We start from the raw sequence: 25,478 nt of genomic DNA on the forward strand, positions 1-25,478 counted from the left end.
CCGAGTACTCCTTCACAGATGGCGGCGTCGGGTCGAGACCTGCCGTTCGTACAGCTCACGTGCCTTGACCGCGGATGGTCGGGTCGCGGTCTCGGCCACAGGAACATCCCACCAGGCCTGCGCCGGAGGCGCGCCCGACACTGTGTCTGCGGTTTGCGTCTCCACGTAGACACATGTGGGAGTGTCGGCGGCCCGCGCCTCGGCGAGCGCCGCGCGCAGGTCCCGTACGGTCTTCGCGCGCAGCACGCGCATGCCGAGGCTGGCCGCGTTGGCGGCGAGGTCGACGGGCAGCGGGGGCCCGGTGAACGTGCCGTCGCCCGAGGTGAAGCGGTAGGCGGTGCCGAACCGCTCGCCGCCGACCGACTCCGACAGGCCGCCGATCGAGGCGTACCCGTGGTTCTGCACGAGCAGGATCTTGATCGCGATCCCCTCCTGCACCGCCGTGACGATCTCCGTCGGCATCATCAGGTACGTCCCGTCACCGACCAGCGCCCAGACCGGCCGGTCCGGGGCCGCCATCTTCACACCGATCGCGGCCGGGATCTCGTAGCCCATGCAGGAGTAGCCGTACTCCAGGTGGTACTGGTCGCGCGACCGGGTCCGCCACAGCTTGTGCAGGTCGCCGGGGAGGGAGCCGGCCGCGTTGATGATCACGTCCGTCTCGTCGACGAGCGCGTCCAGGGCCCCGAGCACCTGCGGCTGCGTCGGCCGTACGTCCGGCTCGTCGGCCTCGTAACAGGCGTCGACGCGCTGCTCCCAGCGCTCCTTGTCCTCGGTGTACTCGGCCGCGTACGAGTCGGCAACCCGGTGGCCGTGCATCTGGAGTGCCTGGGTCAGCTCCTGCAGACCGCTGCGGGCGTCCGCGACCAGGGGCATGCCGGCGAGCTTGTGGCCGTCGAAGGACGCGATGTTGAGGTTGAGGAAACGGACGTCGGGGTTCTCGAAGAGGGTGCCGGACGCGGTGGTGAAGTCGGTGTACCGCGTGCCCACGCCGATCACCAGGTCGGCGGTGCGGGCGAGTTCGTCGGCAGTCGCGGTGCCGGTGTGGCCGATGCCTCCGACGTCCTGCGGGTGGTCGTACCGCAGCGAGCCCTTGCCGGCCTGGGTGGAGGCGACCGGTATCCGCGTCGTCTCCGCGAACTCGGCGAGAGCCTCCTCGGCGCGGCTGTGGTGGACTCCGCCGCCCGCGATCACCAGGGGGCGGCGGGCGCCGAGGATCGCCTGCACGGCCTCGGCGTGTTCGGTCGGGTCGGCACCCAGCCGGCGCACCACCCAGACCCGCTCGGCGAAGAACTCCTCCGGCCAGTCGTACGCCTCGGCCTGCACGTCCTGCGGCAGCGCGAGCGTGACCGCGCCCGTGTCCACGGGGTCGGTGAGCACGCGCATCGCCTGAAGCGCGGCCGGGATCAGGGCCTCCGGCCGGGTGATCCGGTCGAAGTAGCGCGACACCGGGCGCAGGCAGTCGTTGACCGACACGTCCCCCGCGTACGGCACCTCCAGCTGCTGGAGCACCGGGTCCGCCGGGCGGGTCGCGAAGACGTCACCGGGCAGGAGCAGGACCGGGAGGTGGTTGATGGTGGCGAGGGCGGCGCCGGTGACCAGGTTGGTGGCGCCGGGGCCGATGGAGGTCGTCACCGCGTGCGTGGACAGCCGGTTCGACTGACGCGCGTAGCCCACCGCCGCGTGCACCATGGCCTGTTCGTTGCGGCCCTGGTGGTACGGCATGTCGTCGGCGTACTCGACGAGCGCCTGCCCGATCCCGGCGACGTTGCCGTGGCCGAAGATGCCCCAGGTGGCGCCGATCAGCCGCCGGCGTACGCCGTCCCGCTCCGTGTACTGGGCGGACAGGAAACGTACGAGCGCCTGCGCGACCGTGAGCCTCGTGGTAGCTGTCGTCGAGGTCATCGGTACCCCCCTGTGCTTTCGACGTGGGCCGGGTGGAAGCAGATCCGCCACTCCCGCGTCTCCCCCGGACCGGCCATGACGTTCAGGTAGTACATGGCGTGGCCGGGCTGGGCGATGGACGGGCCGTGCCATCCGTCGGGGACGAGGACGGCGTCGCCGGTGCGGACCTCCGCGAGGACGTCCGATCCGCCCTCACGGGAGGGGAATACGCGCTGATAGCCGAAACCGTTCGGACCCTCGATCTCGAAGTAGTAGATCTCCTCCAGCTCCGCTTCCTCACCCGGCCGGTGCTCGTCGTGCTTGTGCGCCGGGTACGAGGACCAGTGGCCGCCCGGGGTGATCACCTCGACGGCGATGAGCTTGTCGCAGTCGAAGGAGTCCGCGGAGGCGAAGTTGCGCACCTGGCGGGCGCAGGTGCCGCTGCCGCGGTCTTCGACGGGGACCTCCGGCGCGGGGCCGTAGCGGGCGGGGAGTCGTCGCTCGCACTTCGCTCCTGCCAGGGCGAAGCGGCCTCCCGCGCCGGAGGCGATCTGGACCCGGGCGTCGCGGGGCGCGTACACGAAGTCGGAGACCCCGCTGAACACGCTGTCCCGGCCCAGGATTTGGAACTCTTCGTCCTCTATGTGCACCGTACAACCGCCGCTGAGCGGAAGCACGACCCATTCGCTGTCGCCGGTGCCGAACGTGTGCGTCCCGCCCGGCTCCAGCACGACCACGCGCAGGCTGCTGTACGTCCAGCCGGCCCGCTTGGGGTCGATGTCGAGCGCGTACTGGGCTCCCGCGGTCGCGCCCTGGGGAAGGTGCAGGTCGTTGCTGGTCATGCGGTCCTCACAGCAGTCCTACGGCGGTGTCCACGGCGGCGGCCACATCGCCGTCCGCCGGGTACAGCAGCGAGCGGCCGACCACCAGGCCGCGCACGGTGGGGAGTTGGAGCGCGCCGCGCCACTTCTCGTACGCGGCGTCCTGGTCCTCGGGAGAGTCGCCGATGTCGCCGCCCAGGAGTACGGCGGGCAGGGTCGACGTCTCCATGACCTGGGCCATGTCGTCGGGGTTGTCGGTGACCGGCACCTTCAGCCACGTGTAGGCCGAACTGCCGCCCAGGCCCGAGGCGATGGCGATGGACTTGGTGACCGCGTCGGCGGACAGGTCGTTGTTGACCCTGCCTTCAGGGCCGCGGCGGCTGATGAACGGCTCGACGAAGACCGGGAGCCGGCGGGCGGCCATGTCGTCGATGGCGCGGGCCGTGGACTCCAGGGTGGTCAGTGAGCCCGGGTCGTCGTAGTCGATGCGCAGCAGCAGCTTGCCGGCGTCGAAGCCGAGGCGCTGGATGTCCTCGGGGCGGTGGCCGGTGAAGCGGTCGTCGAGTTCGAAGGAGGCGCCCTGCAGGCCGCCGCGGTTCATCGAGCCCATGACGACCTTGTGGTCCAGGGCGCCGAGCAGCAGCAGGTCGTCCAGGATGTCCGCGGTGGCGAGGACGCCGTCGACGCCGGGGCGGGACAGGGCCAGGCAGAGCCGTTCGAGGAGGTCGGCGCGGTTGGCCATGGCCATCTTGCGGTCGCCGACGCCGAGGGCGCCGCGGGCCGGGTGGTCGGCGGCGACGATCATCAGGCGGCCGTTGTCGTTCAGCAGCGGCCTGCGCGCGCGGCGGGCGGCGGCCTCGGCGATCGCCTCGGGATGGTGGGTGCGGATGCGGACCAGTGCGGAGACGTCCACCGGCGGGAGCCGCACGCCGTCGTGGTGGGTGCCCGTGACCCGGCCGGCCCTCACAGCACCGCTCCCGCCTCGAGCGCGGCGGCCACCTCGTCCGGGGTGGGCATCGCGGAGGAGCACTCCAGGCGGGAGGCGACGATGGCGCCGGCCGCGTTGGCGTGCCGCATGATCCGCTCCAGGTCCCAGCCCGCGAGCAGGCCATGGCAGAGGGAGCCGCCGAAGGCGTCTCCGGCGCCGAGGCCGTTGAGGACGTTCACCGGTAGCGGCGGGACTTCGGCGGTGTCGCCGTTGCTGTTCACGGCGAGGACACCCTTGGGTCCCTGCTTGACGACGGCGATCTCCACCCCGGCCTCCAGGAGGGCGCGGGCGGCGGTGTGCGGCTCGCGCACGCCGGTGGCGACCTCCACCTCGTCGAGGTTGCCGACGGCGACGGTGGTGTGGCGCAGGGCCTCGGTGTAGAAGGGGCGGGCCGCGTCCGGGTCCGACCAGAACATGGGCCGCCAGTCGAGGTCGAAGACCGTCGTACCCGACTTGGCCCGGTGGGCGAGGGCCGCGAGGGTCGCCGTACGGCTGGGCTCCTCGCTCAGGCCGGTGCCGGTGACCCAGAAGACGCGGGTGTCGCGGATGGCGTCGAGGTCGAGCTCGTGCGCGTCGATCTCCAGGTCGGGCGCCTTGGGCTGCCGGTAGAAGTACAGCGGGAAGTCGTCCGGCGGGAAGACCTCGCAGAAGGTGACCGGTGTGGGCAGCCCGGGGACCGGGGTGACCCAGCGGTCGTCGACGCCGAAGCCGCGCAGGGCCTCGTGCAGGTAGGCGCCGAAGGCGTCGTCCCCGGTGCGGGTGATCACGGCGGTGTTCCGGCCGAGGCGCGCCGCGGCGACCGCGACGTTCGTCGCCGATCCGCCCAGGAACTTGCCGAAGGACGACACCTGGGCGAGCGGAACGCCCGTTTGCAGCGGGTAGAGGTCCACTCCGATCCGCCCCATGGTGATCAGGTCGTACGCCATCCGGCTTCCCTTCTGCGTCATCCGGTTCGCCCACGGCTCACGCGGCTCTCCCCCGGTTTGTAGTCCCGCACCCCGAGGCCTGTCAATGTTTTGTCCAGACATTCGGACGAGAGCTTGACACGCGCTTTCTGCGAACCGCACGCTGACGGCAATAAGGTCGTTGTCGCCTCAAGCCCCACTGTCCCGCATCCCGATCGGACCGGCGCCCGAATCCTCGTGTCTCCGGAGCCCGGACGACCAAGCGCAGGTGCCCTGGCAGCGCTTTCTCGACGAGGTCGCCGACTCCGGCTACGAGTGGATCGAGCTGGGCCCCTACGGCTGCCGGCCGACCGACCGGCCGTGCTTGCGCCGGAGCAGTGGCGCGACCTGACCTCACTGACCGAGCGGCTGGGCCGGGAGGTGCGCGAGCGGTACGGGCTGCGGATCGTCGTCCACCCGCACGCCGACACCCACATCGACAGCGAGGACAACGTCACCCCCTTCTCGACGGCACCGACTCCTCGCTGGTCTCCGGTCTCGCTGTGCCTGGACACCGGGCACTACGCCTGCTGCGGCGGGGACAGCGTCAGGCTGATCGAGACCTACGGCGAGCGCATCGGCTACCTCCACCTCAAACAGGTGGACCCGGACATCCGCGCGGAGGTACGGCGGACGGTATCCCCTTCGGCCCCGCAGTCGACAGGACATGTACCCCTGCGCCCCGGACAGGCCCCTGCCGATCGCCCTGCGGACACGGGCGTTCTTGAGGTCGTGCGGGCGTAGGGTTCCGGCGGTCGGCGGGGTTGGGCGTCCCGGCGGCCGCGCCGGATCGGCGGACGGCTCGCTTGTCAACGCGCCGCGCCCGCGCACCGGCACACTCCTTTGCGTCACCTCTGTCACAAACTCCCCGTCCCTGTCACACATGTCCCATGTACGCGGGTCCCGGGTCACACTCGCTCGACAGGCACTTCCCCGCGGTCACTGTCCGTCGTTGACCGGGCACAGGCTTGGTGATCGCCAGCGCAGCGCCCGGCTCCCCCGACGGCCACCCCCCGGCCGCCGCCGCGGCGCGCGCAGGGAGGTGCAGCTCATGACCGACCGAAGGCTCTGGTCGTACAAGGAGATCGCGGCGCACATCCGGGTGCAGCCGGACACCGTGCGGTCCTACCGCAAGCACGGGCTGCTGCCCCCGCCCGACCACGTGGAGGGCGGCAAGCCCTACTGGTACGCCGACACCGTGCGCGCCTGGGTCGCCTCCCGGCCCCGCAACCGCGGCCGAAGAGAGGACTGAGCCCGTCCCGTGCCCTGCACGCGTGTACCGGCTGTCAGCTCCACGGTTCGATGACGGTGACTCCCGCCCCGGATGCCGATCCCATCCCGGCGAGCGCCGCGGGGGCCGCGTCCAGCGGGATGGTCGACGTCACCAGCAGGTCGGGCCGCAGCACACCCGCACGGACCAGTTCCAGCATGCCCGGGTAGGCGTGCGCGGCCATGCCGTGGCTGCCGAGGAGTTCCAGCTCCAGGGCGATGGCGCGGGCCATGGGCACGGGGGTCGTGCCGTCCGGCGAGGGCAACAGGCCGACCTGGACGTGCCGGCCCCGGCGGCGCAGCGAGTTGACGGAGGCCGCGCAGGTGGCGGGGGAGCCGAGCGCGTCGAGGGAGAGGTGCGCGCCCCCGCCGGTCAGCTCGCGGATCGCCGCACCCGTGTCCTTCGTCCGCGCGGCGTCCACGCACTCCGCCGCCCCGAACCTCCGCGCGAGGTCCAGCGCCCCCGGTGACACGTCGACGGCGACGACCCTGGCCCCCGAGGCCGCAGCGATCATCACCGCGGACAGGCCCACGCCCCCGCAGCCGTGCACCGCGACCCACTCCCCCGCCGCCACCCGGCCCTGCCGCACCACCGCCCGGTACGCCGTCGCGAACCGGCAGCCGAGCGAGGCCGCCGTCGCGAAGGACAGTTCGTCCGGTACGGCGACGAGGTTCACGTCGGCTTGGTCCAGCGCCACGTACTGTGCGAAGGAGCCCCAGTGGTGGAAGCCGGGCTGGGTCTGCCGCTCGCACACCTGCTGGTCGCCGGCCGCGCAGGCGGGGCAGCTGCCGCAGGCGCAGACGAAGGGCACGGTGACCCGGTCGCCGGGGCGCCAGGCCGTGACCCGCTCGCCGACCGCCTCGACGGTCCCGGCGAGTTCGTGCCCGGGCACGTGCGGCAGCGTGATGTCCGGGTCGTGTCCCATCCAGCCGTGCCAGTCGCTGCGGCACAGTCCGGTGGCCTCGACACGCACCACCACGCCGTGCTCCGCGGGCTCCGGGTCCGGCACCTCGCGTACGCCGGCCGGCTCCCCGTACCGCTCGAACACCACAGCGCGCATCTGTCTTCGCCTCGCCTTTCGTACGGCCGTCCGCAGATCACCGCGAACGCCAGGGCCTGGTGCCGTGACCGGAAAGGTTCGCCGGGCACAGCACTAGCCGCGCGCGCCCACCCTGTCCAGCTCCCGCTCGGACCCGGCGGCCGGGGCCGGCTCCCCCTCGCTGAGTCCGAACCGTGCGTGGAGCCTGCGCAGCGGTGCCGGAGCCCACCAGGTCGCGCGGCCGGTGAGCCGCATGATCGCCGGGACCAGCAGACTGCGCACGACCATCGCGTCCATCAGCACCGCCAGCGCGATACCCAGGCCGAGCATCTTGGTGTTGGTCACCCGCGAGGTGCCGATGGCGACCATGACCACTGCGAGGATGACCGCCGCCGCGGTGATCAGCCCGCCCGTACGCTGCAACCCGTGCCGCACCGCCTCGTTGTGGTCGCCCGTGCGGTCGTACTCCTCCTTGATGCGGGAGAGCAGGAACACGCCGTAGTCCATGGAGAGGCCGAAGGCCACGCAGAACATCAGGACGGGCAGGGTCGTCTCGATGGAGCCGGAGCTGGTGAAGCCGAGCGGGCCGGAGAAGTGGCCGTCCTGGAAGACCCAGACGACAGCGCCGAACATGGCGGTCAGGCTGAGCGCGTTGAGCACCACCGCCTGCAGGGGTATCAGCACGCTGCCGGTGAGCAGGAAGACCAGGAGCAGGGTGACGATCGCGATGAACGCGCCCGCCCAGGGCAGGTGTTCGGCTATCGCGTGCTTGGAGTCGACCAGGACGGCCGCCGTGCCGGTCACCTGGGTGTCGAAGGGCGTGTCCACCGCGCGCAGGTCGCCCACCAGGCGCTGGGCCGGGTCGTCGACGGCCTCGCCCTTCGGCAGCACCGTGAAGTAGGCCGCGTCCCCCTTCACCAGCGGGCCGTCGACCCGCACCACCTCGGGCAGGGCGGCCACCCGCTGCTTGTAGGCGGCGTACTGGGCCTCGGTCGCCTTCCCCTCGGTCAGCACCTCCAGCCCGCCGCCGGGGCTGCCCGGGAAGCCGTCCCGGATGTGCTGCTGCACGACGTGGGACTCGGCGCCCGACGGCAGCTGGCGGTCGTCGGCGGTGCCGAACTTCACGCCCAGGAAGGGCAGTCCGAGGACGACGAGCAGAGCCGTGGTGCCGATGGCGAAGAGGGGCGCGCGGCGCATCACCAGCGTCGCCGTGCGCGCCCAGGCCGTGCCCTGCGCACCCGAGTCACCGAAGCCGGCGGGGGCGCCCGAGCGCCGCCCGCGCCGGAACAGGCGCCGCAGGTCCAGGGCGTTGACCCGATGCCCCAGCAGCACCAGGGCCGCCGGCAGCAGGATCAGGGCGGCCGCCGCCGCGAGCAGCACCACGGCTATGCCGGCGTAGGCGAAGGAGCGCAGGAAGTACTGCGGGAAGAGCAGCATCGCCGCCAGGGAGACCGCGACCGTGAGGGAGGAGAAGAGCACCGTGCGGCCGGCCGTGCGCAGGGTGGTGCCCACGGCCGTGAGCGGCTCGGCGCCCGTGGCCAGTTCCTCGCGGAAGCGGCGGACGATGAACAGGGCGTAGTCGATGGCGAGGCCCAGGCCCAGGGCGGTGGTGAGGTTCAGCGCGAAGACGGAGACGTCGGTGAACTCCGTCAGCCCGCGCAGCACCGCGTTGGTGCCGAGGATGGCGACGATGCCGATGCCCAGTGGGAGCAGGGCGGCGACGGCGCTGCCGAAGACCATCACCAGCAGTACCAACGTCACCGGCAGCGCGATCAGTTCGGCACGGGCGAGGTCCTCCTTAATGATCGTCTGCATCTCGTGCCGCACGGCGACGGCCCCGCCGATCCGCACGTTCACCGGGCCGTGCGTCCCCCGGTAGGAGGGGGCGATCCGGTCCAGGGTCCGGCCCATCGCCTTCTCGTCGCCCGTGATGCGGGCGGCTATCAGCGCCTCGTGGCCGTCCTCGGCGCGCAGGGCCGAAGACGCCGAAGGATCGGCCTGCCAGTAGGAGCCGACGCCCGTGACGCCCTTCTCCCCGGCCAGGCGGGTGGCGAGGCTCCGGGCCTCGGCGGCGACCGCCGGGGCGTCGACCGAGGAGCGGCCGGAGTCGATCAGGAGCAGGAGGTTGGGCTGGGAGTCGGGGAACGCGCGCTCCAGCGCCTTGGTCGCGTAGGTCGACTCGGCGGCCGGATCCTCCCAGCCGCCGCTGCCCAGCCGGTCGGCGACACCGCTGCCGGTCAGCACCGCGAGCACGGTGAGGACCAGGGCCGCGAGCAGCGACAGCCTCGGGCGGGCGGTGACGAAGCGGGTCCAGCCACCGGCCCGGGGCGGGCGGTTGACTTCGGTCATCGTGCGGTGTCCCCTTCACCATGACCCGTGCTGTACGCAGGAAGGCAGCATGGGTCTGTCATTGCCATAGACTGACAAACACGAGAGATCGCTCGCGTTTCTCAAGAATGCGAGCGAGCGCTCGTGTTTGTCAATCGCGTTCGGAGAGCTGGGGATAACGCGTGCCCGACACCGCCGACAGCCAGGGGAAGGAACAGCCGCGCCGCCGCCAGGCGCGCGGCGAGCGCCGCATCGCCCAGTTGCTCCAGGCCGCCGCCAACGTCTTCTGCAGCACCGGCTACACGGCCGCCAGCACCAACGCCATCGCCCGCGAGGCGGGCGTCTCCCCAGGCACGCTCTACCAGTTCTTCCCGAACAAGGAAGCGATCGCGATCGAGCTGAGCGACCGGCTCGTGCACGAGATGCGGGAGACCTACGGCGAGGCACTCGCACCGGTCGACCCCGGCACTCCCCTGGAGGAGGCCGTGGGCGCGGCCGTCGACCGGTTCATCGCCTTCAACACCGAGCACCCGGTGCTCTTCGCACTGATGCACGGCCCCGACATCCCCGGCCGGATCGCCGAGGAACACGACGCCCTGCACTCCACGCTGGCCGGCCGTATCGAGGGGCTGCTCGCCGTCTTCCTGCCCGACGCCCCCCCGGCCGACGTCACCCGCACGGCGCACGTCTGCCTCGGCATCTACAAGGCGGGCCTGGAGCTGGTCCTCGCCCACGAGGGCGCCGAGCGCGAGGCGTACGTCCGGGAGCTGAAGAACGTACTCGTCCGCTACCTCGATCCCCTGGTCTGCGACGGGCTCGGCCGCACGGACCCCACCGGCCTTCCCCGGACTGCGACATAGGGGACACCTGCTTAGGGTTCGGGTAAATCGCCCCGCAGGAGCACGAGGGGAACTCCCGTGACCCACCCTCCGCCGCCAGGCGCGCCCCGCGCCCGCATCCCCGGCCCGCAGCAGCCCCCGCCGCCGTACCCGCGGATCCGCGCCGGCCTGTGGCGGCGCTGCCTGGGCGGCGGGCTGGCGCTGTGGGCGCTGACCGCGCTGGTGACGTACGTGACGGGGGGCACCACGCTGCTGCCGACCCTGATCCTGCTCGGCGGCTTCCTGGTCCCCGTCACCTTCGTGCTGTGGGCGTACGAACGGCACAGCCGCGACCTGGGCGTCAGCGCGATCCTCGGCTGCTTCCTGACCGGCGGCACGCTCGGCGTGCTGGGCGCGTCGGTCATGGAGTACCACCTGCTCCACCCGTCGCCGTGGATGTTCGCCGGTGCCGGGCTGATCGAGGAGGCGGCGAAGGTCGGCGCGCTGGTCTTCGTACTGCGCCGGCTGCCGGCGATCCGCGGCATGCGCGCCGGGCTCGTGCTGGGCGCGACCGTCGGCTTCGGCTTCGCGGCGCTGGAGGGCTCCGGCCACGCCTTCGACGCGGCCCTCTCCGCGGACGGCGTCGACCTGCGGGCGCTGCTGGAGACGGAGATCCTGCGCGGGGTGCCGGCACCCCTCGGGCACGGCCTGTGGACGGCGATCGCGGGCGGGATCCTGCTCGCCCACCGCCGCCCGAACGGCCGTTTCCGCCTCGGCGGACGGGTCGTCGGCGCCTGCCTCGGCGTCTCCCTGCTGCACGCGGTGTGGGACTTCACGCCCGGCATCGCCCTCTGGATGGTGGCGCACCTGGCCGGCCCGGGCCTGGACCGGCAGCTGTTCGCCGGGGGTTACACCGCCGGGACGACGGCCGCACAGTCGCACCTCTTCACGGTGTGCTCGGTCGGCGGACTGGTACTCGTCTCACTGCCGGGCATCGCCTGGGTGCGCGCGCTGACGCGCCGGGACCCCTCCTGGAGAAATACCCCCTAGGGGTATAGTGTCAACAGGGCAGGCCCCACCGTGGGCCTCGTCGGCCCCACCGCCTCGACGAGGAGTAACGACATGACCGCCCCGACCGACACCCCGGGCTCCGTCACCACCGTCTACAAGGTGAGCGGGATGAGCTGTGGCCACTGTGAGGGCTCCGTCTCCAGCGAGATTTCCGAGATCCCGGGCGTCACCTCGGTGAAGGCCGTCGCCTCGACCGGCGAGGTCACCGTCGTCTCCGCCGCCCCGCTCGAGGAGGAGGCCGTCCGCGCCGCCGTCGACGGGGCCGGCTTCGAACTGACGGGCGAGGCCTGATCTGCGTTCACTCTCCGACCTGGCCCTGCCGACCGGCTGACACCGGCCCCGTACGGTCCGGTCCGCCGCCTGGAGTCCGGGCATGACCAGCGCCACCGCAAAAGACAGCCATACGCGCGACCCCGGACACGCCGGCAGGTACGGCCTCCGAGGTCGAGCACCGCGGTCATCCTCATCGCGCTCGGCATGTTCACGGCGCGGCTGAGCGTCACCGCCGCCGCCTTCACGGCCGCCGTCGCCGTGCTGATCCCATCGCCTGCCCGTGCGCAGTGGGCCTCGCGACCCCGGCCGCGCTGATGGCCGGCACCGGACGCGGCGCCCGGCTCGGCGTCGTCGTCAAGGGCCCGTAGGTGCTGGAGTCCACGCGCCGCGTCGACACGGTCGTCCTGGACAGGACCGGCACGGTCACCACCGGCCGCATGACCCTCCAGGAGGTGTACGTCGCCGAAGGCGCCGACGAGGAGGACGTGCCGCGGCTCGCGGGCGCCCTGGAGTACACCTCCGAGCATCCCGTCGCCCGGCGGTCGCCGCGAGCACCGAGGAGCGGGTCGGGCCGCTGCCTGCGGTCGAGCACTTCGAGAACGTTCCCGGGCGGGGCGTACGCGGACGCGTGGCGGGCCGTGGGGCGGCTCTTCGACCACGTGCCGGAGGAGTTGGCCGCCGCCCGCTCCCGGGCCGAGCAGGAGGGCTGTACGGCCGTCGTGGCCGGCTGTGGCGGGGTGGCACGCGGTGTCCTCGCCGTCGCCGGCGCGGTCAAGGAGACCAGCGCCGAGGCCGTGCGCGAGCCGCGGGCACTGGGCCTGACGCCGGCGCTGCTGACCGGGGACAACCGGACGCGGCGGCCGAGGCCGTGGCGCGGGCCGTGGGCATCGCGGAGGTCGTCGCCGAGGTGCCGCCCGAGGACAAGGCGGATGGGCGGCGGCGAGTACGCGGCGACCTGCGGGTGGCCGTGGACGCCGTCCGGCCGGCGCGGCGGACGCCGACCACGATCAAGTGCAACCGGTGTGGGCCTTCGGCTACCACGTGGCCGCGCCTTCTCGTCGGTGTTCGTGGTGATCAGCAGCCCGCGGCTGCGGACATTGAGGCCTCGGAAGTTACTCCGGGGTTCCGGAAGCCGAAGTAAGAGTCCCCCTGGAGTCCGGCGCACACCTCACATAAGCTCTTCACACGGCTCGCGCATCTTCCTTACGCTTGAGTCCGATCGCGGGATCGGGGCTCTTGCGCATCTAACGGACATATGCAAGAGACGCAGATCACAGTGATGCGAACGTAACCATCGAAGGGGTTCGAAGGTCTAAGTTGGCGATGTCAGACCAGCGTCTTGGGGGGCGCTGACTGGCATCTGGGGATGTCTTGGGGGACTTCCTCAGAGATGCGTTGCCGGGGCACGTACACCGGGAAGCTTTGAGCGGCCCTCCCTACGTGCGTTGTCCCGGCAGATCGCACCGCATCACCGGAGTGCGACGAGTTTTGCTCGTTGTGCTCACACAGCGATTCAGGCGCTGTCCTCACCAAGCGCCCGGCCGGATCCCGTGGGGGGAATCCGCACCGGGACATGGGAAGGCGCCCTGGTCGTCGGCCCGTGGGGGGACCGGCGCTCCAGGGCGCCTTCTGCTGTGCGCCGTCAGGGCGTCCGAGAGGCTCACGCACTCCCGGACGCCGGGGAAGAAGCTCAGCGCTCCTCGACCGGAACGAAGTCGCGCTCGACGACGCCCGTGTAGATCTGGCGCGGGCGGCCGATGCGGGAACCCGGCTCCTTGATCATCTCGTGCCACTGGGCGATCCAGCCCGGCAGGCGGCCGAGAGCGAACAGGACCGTGAACATCTCGGTCGGGAAGCCCATGGCCCGGTAGATCAGGCCGGTGTAGAAGTCGACGTTCGGGTAGAGGCTGCGCGAGACGAAGTAGTCGTCGGAGAGCGCGTGCTCCTCCAGCTTGAGCGCGATGTCCAGCAGCTCGTCGGACTTGCCGAGGGCCGACAGAACGTCGTGCGCCGCCGCCTTGATGATCTTGGCGCGCGGGTCGAAGTTCTTGTAGACCCGGTGGCCGAAGCCCATCAGGCGGACGCCGTCCTCCTTGTTCTTCACCTTGCGGATGAAGGAGTCCACGTCGCCGCCCGCGTCCCGGATGCCCTCGAGCATCTCCAGGACGGACTGGTTGGCACCGCCGTGCAGCGGGCCCCACAGGGCGTTGATGCCGGCGGAGATGGACGCGAACATGTTCGCCTGGGACGAGCCCACCAGACGGACCGTCGACGTCGAACAGTTCTGCTCGTGGTCCGCGTGCAGGATCAGCAGCTTGTCCAGGGCGGAGACCACGATCGGGTCGAGCTGGTACTCGTCCGCCGGGACCGAGAAGGTCATGCGGAGGAAGTTCTCGACGTAGCCGAGGTCGTTGCGCGGGTAGACGAACGGGTGACCGATCGACTTCTTGTACGCATACGCCGCGATCGTCGGAAGCTTGGCGAGCAGGCGGATCGTGGAGAGGTTGCGCTGCTTCTCGTCGAACGGGTTGTGGCTGTCCTGGTAGAACGTGGACAGCGCCGAGACCACCGAGGACAGCATGGCCATCGGGTGGGCGTCGCGCGGGAAGCCCCGGTAGAAGTTCTTGACGTCCTCGTGCAGCAGGGTGTGCCGCGTGATCTCGTTCTTGAAGGCGGAGAGCTCGTCGACGGTGGGCAGCTCCCCGTTGATCAGCAGGTAGGCCACCTCGAGGAAGGTGGAGCGCTCGGCCAGCTGCTCGATCGGGTAGCCGCGGTAGCGGAGGATGCCCGCCTCACCATCGAGGTAGGTGATGGCGGATTTGTAGGCAGCCGTGTTGCCGTAGCCGCTGTCCAGAGTCACCAGACCGGTCTGGGCGCGGAGCTTCCCGATGTCGAAGCCCTTGTCACCGACGGTGCTGTCGATCACCGGGTAGGTGTACTCGCCGTCGCCGTACCGCAGTACTACAGAGTTGTCGCTCACGTCATCCCTCACCGACGTTGTGCCTCTTCTTCGAGGTTGCCCTGACTGTCTCTACCATCCCCCATTTGGCGCAGGAGAGTGCACTCGGGGTCGACCATTGGGCCTATTGGCGGCACTCAGTGCCGCCAACCTGCTCATCCTGCCCCCTCGACCCCGGCCTCTGGAAGTGCTCTGTGACCTTCACGACTCGTTTGATCGATCATTTTTTTCGATGTCAGGAGCGTCAGCTCCGGTCGAGCCTGAAATCCAGTGCCGTACAGCGCCGTCCGGCCGACACCGTGCGCACCGCCTGGCCGATCGCCTTGCGTGAACCGACCAGTACGACCAGCCTCTTGGCGCGGGTGACCGCCGTGTAGAGCAGGTTGCGCTGGAGCATCATCCAGGCTCCGGTGGTGACCGGGATCACCACCGCCGGGTACTCACTGCCCTGCGAGCGGTGGATGGTCACGGCGTACGCGTGTGCCAGTTCGTCCAGTTCGTCGAATTCGTAGGGAACCTCCTCGTCCTCGTCCGTCAGCACCGTGAGGCGCTGGTCGACCGGGTCGAGCGAGGTGACCACGCCCACGGTGCCGTTGAAGACACCGTTCGTGCCCTTCTCGTAATTGTTGCGAATCTGGGTGACCTTGTCGCCGACGCGGAAGACCCGGCCGCCGAACCGCTTCTCCGGCAGGTCGGGGCGGCCGGGCGTGATGGCCTGCTGGAGCAGGCCGTTGAGGGTGCCGGCGCCCGCCGGGCCGCGGTGCATGGGTGCGAGGACCTGGACGTCCCGGCGCGGGTCGAGACCGAACTTGGCCGGGATACGGCGGGCGGCGACGTCCACCGTGAGCCGGCCGGCCGCCTCCGTGTCGTCCTCGACGAAGAGGAAGAAGTCCTTCATGCCGTCGGTGACCGGGTGCCGGCCGGAGTTGATCCGGTGCGCGTTGGTCACCACGCCCGACTGCTGGGCCTGGCGGAAGACCCGGGTGAGGCGGACGGCCGGGATCGGGCTGCCCTCGGCCAGCAGGTCGCGCAGCACCTCGCCCGCGCCGACGCTGGGCAGCTGGTCGACGTCCCCCACGAAGAGCAGATGGGCGCCCGGGGGCACCGCCTTGACCAGCTTGTTGGCCAGCAGCAGGTCCAGCATGGAGGCCTCGTCCACGACCACCAGGTCGGCGTCCAGCGGGCGGTCCTTGTCATAGGCCGCGTCGCCGCCCGGCTTCAGCGCCAGCAGACGGTGGACGGTGGAGGCCTCCGCGCCGGTCAGCTCGGCCAGGCGCTTGGCGGCGCGGCCGGTGGGGGCGGCGAGCACGACCTTCGCCTTCCTGGCGCGGGCCAGCTCCACGATCGAGCGTACGGTGAAGGACTTGCCGCAGCCGGGGCCGCCGGTCAGCACGGCCACCTTCTCGGTGAGCGCCAGCTTCACGGCGGCCTCCTGCTCGGGCGCGAGCTCGGCCCCCGTACGGCCCTTGAGCCAGGTGAGTGCCTTGTCCCAGGCCACCTGCCTGAAGCCGGGCATCCGGTCCTCCTGCGTGCGCAGCAGGCGCAGGAGCTGGGCGGAGAGGGAGAGTTCGGCGCGGTGGAACGGAACGAGGTAGACGGCGGTGACGGGCTCCGCGTCGCCGTCGGGGCCGGGCACCTTCTCCCGTACGACCCCGGGGTCCTCGCCCTCCTCCGCGGGCTCCGCCAGCTCGGCGAGGCACTCGATGACCAGCCCGGTGTCGACCTGCAGCAGCTTCACCGCGTCCGCGATCAGCCGCTCCTCGGGCAGGAAGCAGTGGCCCTGGTCGGTGGACTGCGACAGCGCGTACTGCAGGCCCGCCTTCACCCGCTCGGGACTGTCGTGCGGGATCCCGACCGACTGGGCGATCCTGTCGGCGGTGAGGAAGCCGATGCCCCAGACGTCGGCGGCCAGCCGGTAGGGCTGGTTCCTGACGACCGAGATCGAGGCGTCGCCGTACTTCTTGTAGATCCGCACGGCGATGGACGTGGACACCTCGACGGTCTGGAGGAAGAGCATGACCTCCTTGATCGCCTTCTGCTCCTCCCAGGCGTCGGCGATCTTCTTGGTCCGCTTGGGCCCCAGCCCGGGCACCTCGATGAGCCGCTTCGGCTCCTCCTCGATGATCCGCAGGGTGTCCAGGCCGAAGTGCTGCGTGATCCGGTCGGCGAAGACCGGGCCGATGCCCTTGACCAGGCCCGATCCCAGGTAGCGGCGGATGCCCTGGACGGTGGCCGGGAGGACGGTCGTGTAGTTCTCCACGGTGAACTGCTTGCCGTACTGCGGATGGGACCCCCACCGCCCCTCCATCCGCAGCGACTCCCCCACCTGGGCGCCGAGCAGCGCGCCGACCACCGTGAGGAGGTCTCCGCCGCCCCGGCCGGTGTCGACGCGGGCGACCGTGTAGCCGTTCTCCTCGTTGGCGTACGTGATCCTCTCCAGCACGCCTTCGAGCACGGCCGGTCGCCGTTCACCGCTCCCCGACTCTTGAGCCATGATCCGAAGGTACCTGCGCGAACCGACAACCGGGCGGGCCCGGGCTCCTCAGGACGGCTCCGCGGACAGGCCGCCGGCGGGCCGGGGACCCCTTCGTCGAGTCGCGCTGACGGCCCTGTGAGCCACCCCCTGGAACGCTTCGAGGGGCCCGGTCGACCGGGCCCCTCGGCTTTTCCCCTCCGAATCAGAACCCCCGCGATCCCCCCGGATCCCCCCTCCAGAAGTCCTGATGCAAGGTACGACCGGCGGGATGCGGGAAGGGTTGCACGGGATTCCGGATTTTTTCGGGCGACCGTGACCGCGTCGCCCTCCCGGACCCGCCCACCTCGCACCACCTGCGCGTACACGGTGGCTGCTTGGCGCCGGCGACCTTGCCCCGTCCGCCGGTCCAGCAGCGCGAACCGGCGGTCGTCCGCCAGGCCGCGCTCGGTCACCTCGGCCGCGCCGGTCCGCTCGCCGAGCATCGACTTGACGGGGTGGCGCCAGAGGGCGCCGACCGTGCCCGTCCCGCGGTGGCGGACGGCTCGGTCCGCCACGCCCTCGTCACCGCCCCACGCGTGTCGCTCACCCGCTCATCGGATCACGTGTGCCACGAACCGCGCCGCGGTCTCGGCCAGCACCTCCCGCCCGTCCCGCGCCCACAGGTCGTCGTTGAACAGCTCCACCTCGATGGGCCCGGTGTAGCCGGCCGCCTCCACGTACCCCTTCCACTCCCGCATGTCGATCGCGCCGTCCCCGATCTGCCCGCGCCCGTTGAGCACGCCCGCGGGCAACGGGGTGGTCCAGTCGGCGAGCTGGAAGGTGTGGATGCGGCCGCCCGCGCCGGCCCGGGCGATCTGCTCGGGGGCGGTGTCGTCCCACCAGATGTGGTACGTGTCCACGGTCACGCCGACCTGGTGGGCGGGAAAGCGTTCCGCCAGGTCCAGGGCCTGGGCGAGGGTGGAGACCACGCAGCGGTCGGAGGCGTACATGGGATGCAGGGCCTCGATGGCCAGCCGGACGCCGTGGGACTCGGCGTACGGGCCGAGTCCCGCCAGCGCGTCCGCGACGCGCTCCCGGGCGCCGTGCAGATCCCTGGAGCCGGCCGGGAGGCCGCCGCAGACCAGTACGAGGGTGTCCGTGCCCAGGGTGGCGGCCTCCTCGACCGCCCGGCGGTTGTCGGCCAGGGCCGCCGCGCGGGCCGCCGGGTCGATTGCGGTGAGGAAGCCGCCCCGGCACAGGGTCGTCACCGCCAGGCCGGCGTCCCGCATCAGCCCGGCCGCCGCCTCGACGCCGTACGCCTGGACCGGCTCACGCCACAGGCCCACCTGGGAGACACCCGACTCACGGCACGCGACGCTCAGTTCGGGAAGGGACAGCTGCTTCACGGTCATCTGGTTGATCGAGAGGCGTTCCAGACCGGTCTTGCTCACTGGTTCACCCCGTACAGCGACAGCAGGTTCTTCATCCGCTCCTGAGCCGGCTTCGGGTCCGGGAACAGGCCCAGCCCGTCGGCGAGTTCGTAGGCGCGGGCGAAGTGCGGGAGCGAGCGGGCCGACTGCAGGCCGCCGACCATCGTGAAGTGCGTCTGGTGGCCCGCGAGCCAGGCGAGGAAGACCACGCCCGTCTTGTAGAAGCGGGTAGGGGCCTGGAAGAGGTGGCGGGACAGCTCGACGGTGGGGTCGAGGAGGGCGCGGAAGCCGTCCGCGTTCCCGGTGTCGAGCACCCGTACCGCCTGGGCCGCCAGCGGGCCCAGCGGGTCGAAGATGCCCAGCAGGGCGTGGCTGAAGCCCTGCTCGTCGCCCGCGATCAGCTCGGGGTAGTTGAAGTCGTCACCGGTGTAGCAGCGCACCCCCTGCGGCAGGCGGCGGCGCAGGTCGATCTCGCGCCGGCCGTCCAGGAGGGAGATCTTCACGCCGTCGACCTTGTCGGGGTGGGCGGCGATGACCTCCAGGAAGGTGCCGGTGGCCGCGTCCAGGCCGGACGAGCCCCAGTAGCCCTCCAGCGCCGGGTCGAACATCGGGCCGAGCCAGTGCAGGATCACCGGTTCGGCGGCCTGGCGCAGGAGGTGGCCGTAGACCTCCAGGTAGTCCTCGGGACCCTTCGCGGCAGCGGCGAGGGCGCGGGAGGCCGTCAGGATCGCCTGCGCGCCGGAGGCCTCGACGAGCGCGAGCTGCTCCTCGTACGCGGCACGGATCTCCGCGAGCGTGCCGCCGGTGATCTGGTCGGTGCCGACGCCGCAGGCGATCCGGCCGCCCTCCGCCTTCGCCTCGGCGGCGGAACGCCGGATCAGCTCGGCGGCGCCCGCCCAGTCCAGGCCCATCCCCCGCTGGGCGGTGTCCATCGCCTCGGCGACCCCCAGTCCGTGCGACCACAGGTGGCGGCGGAAGGCGAGGGTGGCGTCCCAGTCGACGGCGGCGGGTGAGTCGGGGGACACGTCGGCGTACGGGTCGGCGACGACGTGCGCCGCCGAGAAGACCGTACGGGAGGTGAAGGGGGTGCCGGGGGTGAGGGCGAGCGGCTCGGTGCGCGGCTCGTACACCTTCAAGCCCCCTGTGCTGTCCGGCAGTCGGATGGTCACAGCGCGATCTCCGGTACGTCGATACGGCGGCCCTCGGCCGACGACTTCAGGCCCAGCTCGGCGAGCTGGACGCCACGGGCGCCGGCGAGGAGGTCCCAGTGGTAAGGGGCATCGGCGTAGACGTGCCTGAGGAACAGCTCCCACTGGGCCTTGAAGCCGTTGTCGAACTCGGCGTTGTCGGGGACCTCCTGCCACCGGTCGCGGAAGACCTCGGTGGCGGGGATGTCCGGGTTCCAGACGGGCTTGGGGGTGGCGGAGCGGTGCTGGACGCGGCAGTTGCGCAGCCCGGCGACGGCGGACCCCTCGGTGCCGTCCACCTGGAACTCCACCAGCTCGTCACGGTTGACGCGCACGGCCCAGGAGGAGTTGATCTGGGCGATCGCGCCGCCTTCGAGCTCGAAGATGCCGTAAGCGGCGTCGTCCGCCGTGGCGTCGTACGGCTTGCCGTTCTCGTCCCAGCGCTGCGGGATGTGGGTGGTGGCGAGGGCCTGGACGGACTTCACCCGGCCGAAGAGCTCGTGCAGGACGTACTCCCAGTGCGGGAACATGTCGACGACGATGCCGCCGCCGTCCTCGGCACGGTAGTTCCAGGACGGGCGCTGGGCGGGCTGCCAGTCGCCCTCGAAGACCCAGTAGCCGAACTCGCCGCGGATGGACAGGATCCGGCCGAAGAAGCCGCCGTCGATGAGCCGCTTCAGCTTGAGCAGGCCGGGGAGGAAGACCTTGTCCTGGACGACGCCGTGCTTGATGCCGGCGGCGTGCGCGAGCCGGGCGAGTTCGAGGGCGCCGTCGAGGCCGGTGGCGGATGGCTTCTCGGTGTAGACGTGCTTGCCCGCGGCGATCGCCTTCTTGATCGACTCCTCGCGGGCGGAGGTGACCTGGGAGTCGAAGTAGACGTCGACGCCCGGGTCGGCGAGGACGGCGTCCACGTCCGTGGAGACGTGCTCCAGACCGTGCCGTTCGGCGATCTCCTTCAGGGCGTGGTCGCGGCGGCCGACCAGGACCGGCTCGGGCCACAGCACGGTGCCGTCGCCGAGGTCGAGGCCGCCCTGGTCGCGCAGGGCGAGGATCGACCGGACGAGGTGCTGGCGGTAGCCCATGCGTCCGGTAACGCCGTTCATGGCGATACGCACCGTCTTGCATGTCACGTCAGTCCCTTCATGGGCGCCGGGCGCCCCGGTAAGCAGTACGGCAAGCAGTAGGGCAAGCGGTGGTACGGGGAGCAGTGGTACGACGGGCCGTTCGGCAAGCGCTTTCTATCTCCTGCGAAGCTAGCCTCTGACCAGTGGTCGAGACAAGGCCTGGTCCAGCCGGACTTGTTCGAGGGGGCGAACAAACGGGGTGGTTGGCCTTAAGGTCTGCTCGACACCGCACGGAACCGTGGCCGTCGGTGATCTGTCTACGAGGACGTACGACGAACATGCGCGACCGGAGGACTACGAGATGACGGTGACCCTTGCGGACGTGGCGGCCCGCGCCCAGGTCTCGCCCGCGACGGTGTCGCGCGTGCTGAACGGCAACTACCCCGTGGCCGCTTCCACGCGGGAGCGGGTCCTGCGGGCGGTGGACGAGCTGGACTACGTCCTCAACGGCCCCGCGAGCGCCCTGGCGGCGGCGACCTCCGACCTCGTCGGCATCCTCGTCAACGACATCGCGGACCCCTTCTTCGGCATCATGGCCAGCGCCATCCAGGGCGAGATCGGCGGCCCCGGCGGCCGGGCGGGCGGCGAGCGGCTGGCCGTCGTCTGCAACACCGGGGGCTCGCCGGAGCGCGAACTGACCTACCTGACCCTGCTCCAGCGGCAGCGGGCGGCGGCCGTGGTGCTCACCGGCGGGGCCGTGGAGGACGCGCCGCACGCGGCGGCGGTGGCGGCGAAGCTGCGCAAGCTCACGGAGGCCGGGACCCGGGTGGTGCTGTGCGGGCGGCCGCCGGCCCCCGACACCCAGGCCATCGCGCTCACCTTCGACAACCGCGGGGGCGCCCGGCAGCTGACCGAGCACCTCATCGGCCTCGGCCACCGGCGGCTCGGCTACATCGCCGGCCCCGAGGAACGGACCACCACCCGGCACCGGCTGGAGGGCCACCGCGAGGCGCTGACCGCGGCCGGCATCGAGGAGGACCCGCGCTGGACCGTGCACGGCCGCTACGACCGCCGGTCCGGGTACGAGGCCACCCTGGAGCTGCTCCGCCGCGACCCCTCCCTCACCGCCGTCGTCGCCGCGAACGACTCCGTCGCCCTCGGCACGTGCGCCGCCCTGCGGGACTCCGGGCTGCGGATCCCGGCCGACATGTCCGTCGCCGGGTTCGACGACCTGCCGTTCAGCCTCGACGCGGTGCCTTCCCTTACGACGGTGCGGCTGCCGCTGGCGGAGGCGGGGGCGCGGGCCGGGCGCATAGCGATGGGCCGGGAGGAGCCGCCGCCCGGCGGGATCGCCACGGTCCGGGGGGAGCTGATGGTCCGGGGGTCCTCGGGGGTCCCGCGGGCTTGATCGGCGGGGGTTCCAGGATGCCGTCGCCGGGTTCGGCACCCGGCGCGGGTACGGGGGCCCACTGCACGCTGCCACTGCCTTGCGGCCGTCGGCGATGGGAGGACACGGGCCACATCCGCGTTGGCCGACCTGCGCGTTTGCGGACTGTTTGTGGCCCAGATCCTCCCATTGAGCGAGGTGGTGCTCGACCCCTGCGATGAGTTTCGGGCGGGGTGTCGGTCTTCCGTTCCGTAAGCGCTGTGTACGCCGTAGCAACCAAGAGGAGCGACTCCCATGCGTGTCGTAGTCACCGAGTTCATCAGCCTCGACGGAGTCGTGCAGGCGCCCGGTGGGCCCGAGGAGGACACCGACGGGGGGTTCGCGCACGGGGGCTGGTCGCATCCGTTCTTCGACCCGGAGGTGGTCGGCGGGGCCTTCACCGCGGGGCTGGAGAAGGCGGAGGCGCTGCTGTACGGGCGGCGGACGTGGCAGACGATGGCGGCGGCGTGGCCGGAGCGCGCCGGGGATCCGTTCGCGGACCGGTTGAACTCCATGCGGAAGTACGTCGTCTCCGACAGCCTCGGGGATGACGAGCTGACCTGGGAGAACACCGTCCGGATCCCGGGTGGCGAGGCCCTCGCCCGGATCCGTGAGCTGCGGGCGGCCGACGGTGGGGACCTGGCGATGATGGGCAGCCCCACGCTGGTCCGGACGCTGCTCGAGGAGGGACTGGTCGACGAGCTGCAGCTCGTCGTGATGCCGGTGATCCTCGGCGGCGGTAAGTCGATCTTCCCCGGGGACGGGGCGAAGCGGACGCTGGAGCTGGTCTCCACGGTCACCGGTAAGACGGGCGTGCAGGTGAACGTCTACCGGCCCGTCGCGGAATAGGCGGACAGCGGCGAGGCCTGGACTCCTGCCGGCACCTTCCCGTCGTCCGCCCGCAGGGCAGGCGGGAAGGTGCCGACCGGACCTGGACGACCGGACCTAGTAGAGGGACGTCCGGCGGACCCAGGAGCCGTTGCGCAGCGTGTAGACGGTGACCGTCCGGGACACGGGGGCGCCGTACCCGTCGAATCCGACCGTCCCCGTCACCCCGTCGAAGTCGGTCTTCTGCACCGCCGCCCGCACGCCGGCCCTGGCACTCGCGGGCAGGGGGGTGACGGCACCCGGGTGCACGGTCTGCTTGACGGCGCGCACCAGCGCCCAGGTGGCGTCATAGGCGTACGCGCCGTAGGGCTTGTAGTCGCCCGCGTAGTCCTCTCTCCGGTAGGCGGCGACGAAGGGCTTGGCCGACGCGAGCGCGTCGGCGGGGGCGCCGAGCCCCGTGCAGACGTCGTCTTCCGCGCCGTCGCCCGCCAGTTCGGCGTAGGTGTCCGTGAAGATGCCGTCACCGCCGGCCAGCCGGATGTCCGGGTCGGTGGCGTGCAGCTGCTTGCTGAGCTCGGCCGCCTCGACGTACCCCCCGCCGAAGTACAGGACGTCGGCGCCGGTGCTCTCGGCCTTCGCGACCTGGGTGGTGAAGTCGTGTTGGCCGGTACTCACATGGTCCACTCCCACGATGGTCCCGCCCTCCTCCCGGAAGGCTTCCTCGAAGGTGCCCGCCAGCGTGGCACCGTAGGCCTGCCGGTCGTCGACGACGAAGGCCTTGCGACGCTTGTCGTCGCGGTACAGGTAGCGGGCGGCGGCCGGTCCCTGGGCCCTGTCGTCGGCCACCATGCTGAAGTAGGTGTCGTACGGTCTGGCCTTCGCGTCCTCGGCCCAGTCCGCGCCCAGCGAGAGGGCCGGGTCCGAATTGGCGGGGGAAATCTGGGTGAGGTGCGCGTCGGCGAACACCTTCTGCATGCCTGCCGCCACCCCGGAGTTCAGTGGTCCCACCACACCCAGCACGCTGCGGTCGGCGACGAGCGCCCGGGCGTTCTGCTGCCCCAGGGCGGGCACGGCCTTGTCGTCCAGGGCCTTGACCTGGAAGGTGATCCCGGGGGCGTAGCCCTCGGCGTTGGCCTCGTGCACGGCCAGCTCGACCGAGTTCCTGATGCCCTTGCCCATGTCGGCGAGCTCGCCGGTCAGGGGCACGCTCGCGCCGATCTTCACGGTGACGTTCTTGGCCGCCTTCGAGTTGTCATGTGCCGCGGTGCCCCCGCTGGAGCCGTTGTCCGTGCCCCCGTCGGCGAGCAGGTTCAGCACCACGGGGAGCGAGCCCAGCACCGCGACCAGGAGGACGGAGGCCGCCACGACCGTCCGGCGGCGGGGACGGGGGCGGGGGCGGGGGCGGCGGGGACGGGGGGCCGGTTCGGGCACCGGTGCGGGAGGCTCCGGTGCGGGAGGTTCCGGCTCCGGCTTCGCCGCCGACGGGCGGTACCGGTTGCGGGCCAGGGCGATCGAGCCGGCGGTGTTGCCGTTGCGCTGCTGCGGGGCAGGCCGTCCCTTGGCCACCAAGGAGTCGTACAGATGGTGGTAGAGCGTCGTCATGGTCAGCAGGGGCGGGGCCTCGGGCACGCCGTGGTCGAGAGCGTCGATCAGCTCGCCGGTGAACGCCGTGTAGGTCTCCCCGGGCGGTGCCAGCGCCGTCCGCGTCTCCGACGTGGCGGTCAGGACGAAGGTGCCGCCGATGGCCGACAGCCCGCCGAGTCCGCCCGCCGCCATGGCGCCGCCCAGCGCGAGACCGCTCCAGCAGCAGTCGAGGATCACCACCTTGCGGCGGGCCCGGACCTGCGGGCCGAGCAGGAGTTCGCGGATGTCCTGGTAGCGCAGGGCGCTGTACAGGCGCTGGGGGTTGGTCCGGGGCAGGGCCAGATACAGCTCGTTCGAGAACTCGTGTACGAAGCCGTGGCCCGCGTAGTAGACCAGCAGGGTGTCCTCGGCCTCCTCGGCCAGGCGGGTGACCTCTTCCAGCGTCCGGTCGCGGTCCGGTTCCGCGAGCACGCTGAGGTGGCCGGCCGGGAGACCCCAGACGCCGGGGTCGCACAGCAGTTCGGCGAGCCGGGCGAGGTTGTGCGCGACGGCGGGCAGCGGCTCGAGATCCGGATGGGCGAAGGAGTGGGCGCCGATCAACAGGGCCCGACTGCGGGCCGGGTCGGAGAGTCCGCTCATCCTCGCGGCCCGGCGGGCGCGGTCGGAGCAGCCGCGCCGTCCTCGTCGCCGGACTGTCCCCCCGTCAGATCGCGCACCAGGCGCTCGATCTGTGCCGGGTCGGCTCCGCTCACCGTCACGGTGACGCCCTCGTGCTCCACCCGGACCCGGGGTGCGTTGCCGCGTGACTGACGCCAGTTGGCGACGGCGAGGAGCAGCCCGCCCAGGCCCACGGCGTTGCTGAGCACCACGTCGATCAGGTCCAGGCCGGTGGCGCCGCCCATGGCGCCCGGTCGCTCGTCGCGGGCCCGCAGGGAGAGGACCGAGCCCGCTGTCGCCGGGTCACGCGCCAGCCAGCTCTGGAGCGAGCGAAGCTGTCCGCCCTCGTCGCCGGGCACTTCGATGCCGAGCCGCATGCTTCCCCCTGCACGCCGGTGATCTCGGCATCATAGCCGCGGCGCAAGCACCTCGTACGCGTCGCAGAAAACGCA

20 protein-coding genes and 1 pseudogene are annotated in these 25,478 nt (G+C 71.5%); 8 read left to right on the plus strand and 13 right to left on the minus strand.

Features of this window, described 5'->3' with window-relative positions:
• Positions 1-12: 12 nt before the first annotated feature.
• The 4 genes from iolD to iolC are packed head-to-tail and all read right to left on the minus strand — an operon-like array spanning position 13 to position 4,619.
• A complete protein-coding gene (gene iolD / locus ACIBBH_RS26195) occupies positions 13-1,905 on the minus strand; it encodes a 3D-(3,5/4)-trihydroxycyclohexane-1,2-dione acylhydrolase (decyclizing) (protein ID WP_399408549.1) in 1,893 nt (630 codons plus the stop codon).
• The gene (gene iolB / locus ACIBBH_RS26200) at positions 1,902-2,726 is read right to left on the minus strand and encodes a 5-deoxy-glucuronate isomerase (RefSeq protein ID WP_399408551.1); all 825 of its coding nucleotides are present in this window, start codon (positions 2,724-2,726) and stop codon (positions 1,902-1,904) included. The genes iolD and iolB overlap by 4 nt, the downstream gene beginning before the upstream one ends.
• Before the next feature lie 7 nt (positions 2,727-2,733).
• The gene (locus ACIBBH_RS26205; RefSeq protein WP_399408553.1) at positions 2,734-3,672 is read right to left on the minus strand and encodes a deoxyribose-phosphate aldolase; all 939 of its coding nucleotides are present in this window, start codon (positions 3,670-3,672) and stop codon (positions 2,734-2,736) included.
• Complete coding sequence (iolC, locus tag ACIBBH_RS26210) at positions 3,669-4,619, minus strand: 5-dehydro-2-deoxygluconokinase (RefSeq protein WP_399408555.1); 951 nt, start codon at positions 4,617-4,619, stop codon at positions 3,669-3,671. Before iolC ends, ACIBBH_RS26205 begins: the two co-directional genes overlap by 4 nt.
• A gap of 151 nt (positions 4,620-4,770) precedes the next feature.
• Between iolC and ACIBBH_RS26215 the strand changes: the two are divergent.
• Both ACIBBH_RS26215 and ACIBBH_RS26220 read left to right on the plus strand, forming a co-directional pair.
• Positions 4,771-5,379: pseudogene (locus tag ACIBBH_RS26215) on the plus strand (sugar phosphate isomerase/epimerase family protein); the annotation flags it as partial.
• A gap of 309 nt (positions 5,380-5,688) precedes the next feature.
• The gene (locus ACIBBH_RS26220) at positions 5,689-5,889 is read left to right on the plus strand and encodes a helix-turn-helix transcriptional regulator (RefSeq protein WP_399408627.1); all 201 of its coding nucleotides are present in this window, start codon (positions 5,689-5,691) and stop codon (positions 5,887-5,889) included.
• 34 nt (positions 5,890-5,923) lie between these two features.
• Here ACIBBH_RS26220 and ACIBBH_RS26225 read toward each other — a convergent pair whose 3' ends face one another.
• Positions 5,924-6,967, minus strand: coding sequence for a zinc-dependent alcohol dehydrogenase family protein (locus tag ACIBBH_RS26225; RefSeq protein ID WP_399408557.1), 1,044 nt, complete (start codon positions 6,965-6,967; stop codon positions 5,924-5,926).
• A gap of 93 nt (positions 6,968-7,060) precedes the next feature.
• Complete coding sequence (locus ACIBBH_RS26230; protein WP_399408559.1) at positions 7,061-9,295, minus strand: MMPL family transporter; 2,235 nt, start codon at positions 9,293-9,295, stop codon at positions 7,061-7,063.
• A gap of 161 nt (positions 9,296-9,456) precedes the next feature.
• Between ACIBBH_RS26230 and ACIBBH_RS26235 the strand changes: the two genes are divergently transcribed.
• From ACIBBH_RS26235 to ACIBBH_RS26250, 4 genes are all read left to right on the plus strand, one after another.
• Entirely contained in the window at positions 9,457-10,134 is a 678-nt protein-coding gene (locus ACIBBH_RS26235; protein ID WP_399408561.1) for a TetR/AcrR family transcriptional regulator, read from the plus strand.
• A 57-nt stretch (positions 10,135-10,191) separates the two neighbouring features.
• Positions 10,192-11,142, plus strand: coding sequence for a PrsW family intramembrane metalloprotease (locus ACIBBH_RS26240; protein ID WP_399408563.1), 951 nt, complete (start codon positions 10,192-10,194; stop codon positions 11,140-11,142).
• A 72-nt stretch (positions 11,143-11,214) separates the two neighbouring features.
• On the plus strand, positions 11,215-11,454 hold the full coding sequence (locus ACIBBH_RS26245) for a heavy-metal-associated domain-containing protein (RefSeq protein WP_399408565.1): 240 nt from the start codon (positions 11,215-11,217) through the stop codon (positions 11,452-11,454).
• 419 nt (positions 11,455-11,873) lie between these two features.
• Entirely contained in the window at positions 11,874-12,716 is an 843-nt protein-coding gene (locus ACIBBH_RS26250; protein ID WP_399408629.1) for a hypothetical protein, read from the plus strand.
• Positions 12,717-13,126: 410 nt separating this feature from the next.
• Here ACIBBH_RS26250 and ACIBBH_RS26255 read toward each other — a convergent pair whose 3' ends face one another.
• The 5 genes from ACIBBH_RS26255 to ACIBBH_RS26275 all read right to left on the minus strand — a co-directional run bounded on the left by ACIBBH_RS26255 (position 13,127) and on the right by ACIBBH_RS26275 (position 20,597).
• Positions 13,127-14,416, minus strand: a complete 1,290-nt coding sequence (locus ACIBBH_RS26255) for a citrate synthase (RefSeq protein ID WP_399408567.1) — start codon at positions 14,414-14,416, stop codon at positions 13,127-13,129.
• A gap of 223 nt (positions 14,417-14,639) precedes the next feature.
• Positions 14,640-16,889: an ATP-dependent RecD-like DNA helicase gene (locus tag ACIBBH_RS26260; protein ID WP_399408569.1), complete on the minus strand. Its 2,250-nt coding sequence runs from the start codon at positions 16,887-16,889 to the stop codon at positions 14,640-14,642.
• Positions 16,890-17,461: 572 nt separating this feature from the next.
• Positions 17,462-18,262, minus strand: a complete 801-nt coding sequence (locus ACIBBH_RS26265) for a sugar phosphate isomerase/epimerase family protein (protein ID WP_399408631.1) — start codon at positions 18,260-18,262, stop codon at positions 17,462-17,464.
• Positions 18,263-18,297: 35 nt separating this feature from the next.
• Entirely contained in the window at positions 18,298-19,449 is a 1,152-nt protein-coding gene (locus ACIBBH_RS26270; RefSeq protein WP_399408571.1) for a dihydrodipicolinate synthase family protein, read from the minus strand.
• Positions 19,446-20,597 carry a Gfo/Idh/MocA family protein gene (locus ACIBBH_RS26275; protein WP_399408573.1) on the minus strand — a complete coding sequence of 384 codons (1,152 nt, stop codon included), beginning with the start codon at positions 20,595-20,597 and terminating at the stop codon, positions 19,446-19,448. Before ACIBBH_RS26275 ends, ACIBBH_RS26270 begins: the two co-directional genes overlap by 4 nt.
• A gap of 295 nt (positions 20,598-20,892) precedes the next feature.
• Here ACIBBH_RS26275 and ACIBBH_RS26280 point away from each other — a divergent pair, with 295 nt between their 5' ends.
• Positions 20,893-21,939 (plus strand): LacI family DNA-binding transcriptional regulator, encoded by a 1,047-nt coding sequence (locus ACIBBH_RS26280; RefSeq protein WP_399408575.1) that lies wholly within the window; start codon positions 20,893-20,895, stop codon positions 21,937-21,939.
• Positions 21,940-22,212: 273 nt separating this feature from the next.
• Positions 22,213-22,806 (plus strand): dihydrofolate reductase family protein, encoded by a 594-nt coding sequence (locus tag ACIBBH_RS26285; protein ID WP_399408577.1) that lies wholly within the window; start codon positions 22,213-22,215, stop codon positions 22,804-22,806.
• A gap of 96 nt (positions 22,807-22,902) precedes the next feature.
• On the opposite strand, the gene ACIBBH_RS26290 is transcribed toward ACIBBH_RS26285, so the two are convergent.
• Both ACIBBH_RS26290 and ACIBBH_RS26295 read right to left on the minus strand, forming a co-directional pair.
• The gene (locus ACIBBH_RS26290) at positions 22,903-25,008 is read right to left on the minus strand and encodes an ABC transporter substrate-binding protein (protein WP_399408579.1); all 2,106 of its coding nucleotides are present in this window, start codon (positions 25,006-25,008) and stop codon (positions 22,903-22,905) included.
• Entirely contained in the window at positions 25,005-25,403 is a 399-nt protein-coding gene (locus ACIBBH_RS26295; protein ID WP_399408581.1) for a hypothetical protein, read from the minus strand. Before ACIBBH_RS26295 ends, ACIBBH_RS26290 begins: the two co-directional genes overlap by 4 nt.
• Positions 25,404-25,478: the final 75 nt, after the last annotated feature.

The organism is Streptomyces sp. NPDC051636, assembly GCF_044453765.1.
In the GTDB taxonomy this organism is placed as follows: Bacteria; Actinomycetota; Actinomycetes; order Streptomycetales; family Streptomycetaceae; genus Streptomyces.